Below are 4,907 nucleotides of genomic sequence, written 5' to 3'. Positions count from 1 at the left end.
AGTCCTCCCCTAGGAATTTCTAGGGGACGACTGTGAACCCCGGGGAAGAAGTTCTTCCCCTATTTTCAGGGACAGAGCACTGCGGCGTTTGCCCAAGTCAGAGCGTCGGTCACCCAACTCTTCGAGTCAGGACTTGTCGAGGTAAGCGATCTTGTGCGGCACCAGGATCGCGTCGACGAGGTCGGCGAGGGGTCGGTGTTCGATCAGGGAGAGGTCGGCGCCCACCACCTCATCGGCCAGTTCGCGGGCATCGGCGATGACGTCGACGTCGTCGAGCAGGGACAGGAAGCGCAGGGACGTGGTGCCGCCCGACTGCAGCGAACCGAGCACGTCACCCTCGCGACGCTGCGCCAGATCGACACGCGCCAGCACGAATCCGTCGTTGGAACCGGCCACCGCGTTCAGTCGCTGCATGCCCTGGGACACGGGTGCCGTATTCGTCATCAGCAGACATAAGCCGGCATGCTGCCCACGACCGACACGACCGCGCAGCTGATGGAGCTGGCTCACACCGAAACGCTCGGCGTCGACGATCACCATCATCGTCGCGTTCGGCACATCGACGCCGACCTCGATGACCGTGGTGGCCACCAGGATGTCGATCTCGCCGCGGCCGAATTCGTCCATCACCGCGTTCTTCTCGTCGGACGGCAGACGACCGTGCAGGAGCCCGATCCGTAGATGACCGAGTGGGCCGGCGATCAGGTTCTCGTACTGGTCGAGCACCGAAACCGTCTGCGGTGCCGTCGAATCGCCCTTTGCCGGGGTGCCTCTACCGTCCGACACCTCGTCGCCACCGATGCGCGAGCACACCACATACACCTGGCGGCCCGCCGCGATCTCCTCCGCCGCGCGCGACCACACCCGGTCGACCCACCGCACGTTCCCCATCGGAACCACGGTGGTGGTGATGGGCTGCCGACCCCGCGGAAGTTCGGTGAGCACCGAGGTGTCCAGATCGCCGAAGGCCGTCATGGCGACCGTGCGCGGGATCGGCGTCGCAGTCATCACCAGGAAGTGCGGCATCGCCCCGTCGCGACCGCGACCGCGCAACACGTCACGCTGTTCGACACCGAACCGGTGCTGTTCGTCGACGACGACCATCCCGAGGTCGAAGAACTCGACATTCTCTTCGAGCAGCGCGTGGGTACCGATCACGATCCCGGCGGCGCCCGACACCACGTCGAGCAGGGTTTGACGCTTGCCCTTGGTCTTCATCGATCCGGTGAGCAGCGCGATCTGGGTGGCACCGTCCGCCGCCGACAGCTCGCCGCCGGCCGCCAGGTCGCCGAGCATCGTTCGAATGGTCCGATAGTGTTGTGCAGCAAGAACTTCGGTGGGAGCCAGGATCGCGCACTGATGCCCGTTGTCGACCACCCGCAGCATCGCCAGCAGGGACACCAGCGTCTTACCGGAGCCCACCTCGCCCTGCAGCAGGCGGCTCATCGGTTGGCTGCGCCCGAGATCCGCGCCGAGTTCGGCGCCGACCTCAACCTGACCGACGGTGAGTTCAAACGGCAAGCGGGCCAGGAGCCCGTCCTCGAGCCCGCCTGGGACATGCGGGCATGGCGGCGCCGAATCATTACGCCCGGCGAGCCGACGCTGCGCCAGGACCGTCTGAATCGCCAGTGCCTCATCGAACTTCAGTCGGGCTGACGCCGCGGTGATGTCGTCCTCGGTGTCCGGGAGGTGAATCCGGGACAACGCGTCGGCGGTGGTGATCAGACCGCGCCGCTTGCGTTCGGCGTCACTGAGCGCGTCCGCGGTGTCGGGTCGGTGAGCGAGGACCCGGCGGACGGCACCCCAGATGTCCCAGGTCTGAATGTCGCGGGTGGCCGGATACAGCGGAATGATCGGCCGGTCGAACTGGGCGAGGAGACCGGCGGCATCGTCATCGGAGGTGAGATCGGCCTCGACCGCGTACATCTCGGTCAGCATCGCCGAACCGACCACGCGATCCACCTCGGAATCACCGTCGGGCAGGACCATCCAATCCGGATGCGACAACTGGATGGTGTCGCGGAAGAACTTCACCGTGCCCGCCATCATCACTCGCGCCCCCGGTTTCAGCCGGTGCTGGATGAATTTCGGATTGAAGAAGCTCGCCTCGTACTTACGGCTCTCGTCGGCGACCGTCACCTTGAGGAATCTGCCCGAGCGTTTCTTCATCGGAATGAGATCGGCCTTGGTGATACGGCCGACGATGGTCAGATACTCCCCCGTCTCGGGCATCTCCGCCTTCGACGCCTGCCCCTGGCGCACATATCGCCGTGGCGTGTAGTGCAGCAACTCGCCCACGGTCGTCACGCCCACCGAGGCCAGACCGTCGACCACCTTGTTGTCCAGAATCTCCGACAACGAATCCGACAGTGAAATCATAGGCTCTGGGAAATCATAGGCTCTGGGAAATCATAGGTTCTGGGAGATCATCGGTTTCGGGCACCCATCCCCGGTCACTCGACCCCGACCTCGATGAGGCGGTGGCGCTGACCGGTCTCGTAGACGGCAAGTTCGATGCCCTGATAGCTGCGTCGCATCTGTTCTGCGATCGCGTCGAGCGCGGCCTTGTCCACCTCGGTTCCGGCCAACACGGTGACCAGCTCGCCACCGGTGGCCAGCATCAGATCCACCAGAGCCGTTGCGGCCCCAGTCTGATCGGGTGCGACCACGAGCACGTCGGAGCCGATCAGCCCGAGCACGTCACCGACGTCACAGGTACCGGCCAGCGTCATCATCCGCTGTTCGGCGATCTGCAGTGATCCCCACCGCGTGCCTGCGGCCGCTTCGGCCATCGCGTAGGCATCGGCGTCGGCCTGCTCGCTCGGGTCGTGCACCGCCAGGGCGGCCAGACACTGGACCATCGACGACGTCGGCAGTGTGACGATCGCCCGCTGCGGGGACCGGACCTCGGTTGCGACGGTCACCAGTTCCTGAGATGCCAAGGCGCCGTTGGCCATCACCACGACATGCGCGCTGTCGGTGTTGCGGATCGCGTCGGCCAACTGCTCGGCGGTGAGACCTCCGTCGGCGAGGAGCACCGTCGCGCCCGCCTCGGTGAACAACTCGGCTGCACCCTCACCGGTGACCACCGCCACCACCGCACGTTTGTGCCGAGGCGGCGGCTCGACCGAATCAGCCTGCGCACGAATGGCATCCAATGCGAAACAGCTGATTCGGACGTCGGAGATGCGTCCGAGCAGCGCACCCGCCTCAACCGCCGCACCCGGGTCGCAGGTGTGCACGTGAACGGAGAACCGCTCGCCGTCCCCACTCGAACTGTCACCGACGATGACCACCGCGTCACCGACGTCGTCGAGGAAGCGGCGCAGATCTGCGATTCGCTCCCCGAGCGCACCGTGCAGCAGGTACATCACCTCGAAGTCCATGTCGCTGCCGTCGGTGCAGGTGTCGTCGGCCGAATGTCCGGGCTGCCCGCCGCCGGTGAGGATGCCGCGATAACGGCGGCGGCGGTTGGACACCCCGGTGAGCACCGACACCATGGCGTCGAGCAGCGCGAGGAACCCGCGGCCACCCGCGTCGACAACGCCCGCACTGGCCAGGACCGGGAGTTGGTCGGGGGTGCGTTCGAGGGCCTCGGCGCATTCGTCGGCGATGGCGCGGGCAAGATCACTGGCCGATTCGGACTCGTGCTCGGCTGCCGCCTGCGCGGCCACCCGGATCAGCGTCAGCACCGTCCCCTCCTGCGGCTCGCTGACCGCGCGGGTCGCGGCGAGCGATCCGAGACGCAAACCGGAGGCGACGAGATTCTTGAAGTTCAGCTCTGGCCCGTCGCCGAGCAATTCGGCGGCGTCGGCGAGACCCACCAGAACCTGCGACAAGATGATCCCGGAATTGCCCCGTGCCGCGGCCACCGCACCTTCGGCCATCGCCCGGGCCACATCCACAACCGCCACGTCCTCAGGCAGCGCCTGGGCAGCGTCCGCGGCCGCAGTCATCGTGAACACCATGTTGCTGCCCGTATCCGAATCCGGGATGGGGAACACATTGAGGTCATTGATCTCGCCACGCAGCGTCTCGAGGTTGTCGGCGCAGGCGCGCGCCCAGTCACGCAACAGCTGCGGGTTCATCGTCCGGGCGATCACACGACCCCTCATTCTGTTCTCGAGACGCTGGGATGTGTTCGAGATTACTCGGCGATCACGACAGACACCCCACGGCCGGCGATGCGTCCTCGCCGGTGGGGCGCGGATTTGGATGCGCCCCGGGCGGCCCGCTATCCTTGCAGGGTTGCCTGTCGGCGCACGCGCATGCTCCGTGCATTGTCCGACGCCACGACGGGCGGACCACCAGACCTTATTTCACCTATCAAGGGAGTTCGACGATGGCTGCCGTTTGCGACCTTTGCGGCAAGGGCCCGGGCTTCGGGAAGTCGGTTTCGCACTCGCACCGGCGCACCAACCGCCGCTGGAACCCGAATATCCAGTCGGTGCGCATCGAGGTTGCCCCCGGCAACCGCAAGCGCAAGAACGTGTGCACCTCGTGCCTGAAGGCCGGCAAGACCACCGCCGTCTGAGTCGGCGACCCTGGCGCATGCCGGGCAGGCGGTAGTTCCGCCACACCGACGAGACCCGACACCGACCGAGCAATCGCTCGCCCCGGCGTCGGGTCTTTGTTGTGCGCCTACTAGAGTTCGGCAGCATGACCTCCACCACATCCACCGCCACCACGCCCTCGACCGCCGAGCCGCTGGTCCACAGCGATGGCGGCGTTCTGACCATCACCGTCTCGACCGCCGCGGCCGGCACGTCACTGGCCGACGACGCCCTGGCCCAGGGTGCGCAGGCCCTGCGCGAAGTCGCCCGGGGCCAACGCGAGGCGGGAGCGATCCTGCTCGTCGGCGCGGGCGCCAATTTCTGTGCCGGCGGAAATGTGCGAGCGTTCGCCGC

At 66.5% G+C, this 4,907-nt stretch carries 3 protein-coding genes and 1 pseudogene; 2 read left to right on the top strand and 2 right to left on the bottom strand.

The window, feature by feature from the left end:
• Positions 1–126: 126 nt before the first annotated feature.
• Both recG and ABZW74_RS23995 read right to left on the bottom strand, forming a co-directional pair.
• Complete coding sequence (gene recG, locus ABZW74_RS24000; protein ID WP_355279949.1) at positions 127–2,379, bottom strand: ATP-dependent DNA helicase RecG; 2,253 nt, start codon at positions 2,377–2,379, stop codon at positions 127–129.
• A gap of 74 nt (positions 2,380–2,453) precedes the next feature.
• Positions 2,454–4,088: a DAK2 domain-containing protein gene (locus ABZW74_RS23995; protein WP_355279952.1), complete on the bottom strand. Its 1,635-nt coding sequence runs from the start codon at positions 4,086–4,088 to the stop codon at positions 2,454–2,456.
• A 254-nt stretch (positions 4,089–4,342) separates the two neighbouring features.
• Between ABZW74_RS23995 and rpmB the strand changes: the two genes are divergently transcribed.
• Both rpmB and ABZW74_RS23985 read left to right on the top strand, forming a co-directional pair.
• A complete protein-coding gene (rpmB, locus tag ABZW74_RS23990; protein ID WP_355279946.1) occupies positions 4,343–4,534 on the top strand; it encodes a 50S ribosomal protein L28 in 192 nt (63 codons plus the stop codon).
• A gap of 125 nt (positions 4,535–4,659) precedes the next feature.
• Positions 4,660–4,907 (top strand): annotated as a pseudogene (locus ABZW74_RS23985) (enoyl-CoA hydratase/isomerase family protein); the annotation flags it as partial.

The sequence above is a fragment of the Gordonia sp. NPDC003585 genome, assembly GCF_040610755.1.
In the GTDB taxonomy this organism is placed as follows: Bacteria; Actinomycetota; Actinomycetes; order Mycobacteriales; family Mycobacteriaceae; genus Gordonia.
Note: the sequence above shows the minus strand (reverse complement) of the source record. Positions and strands in the feature narration are given on the sequence as shown.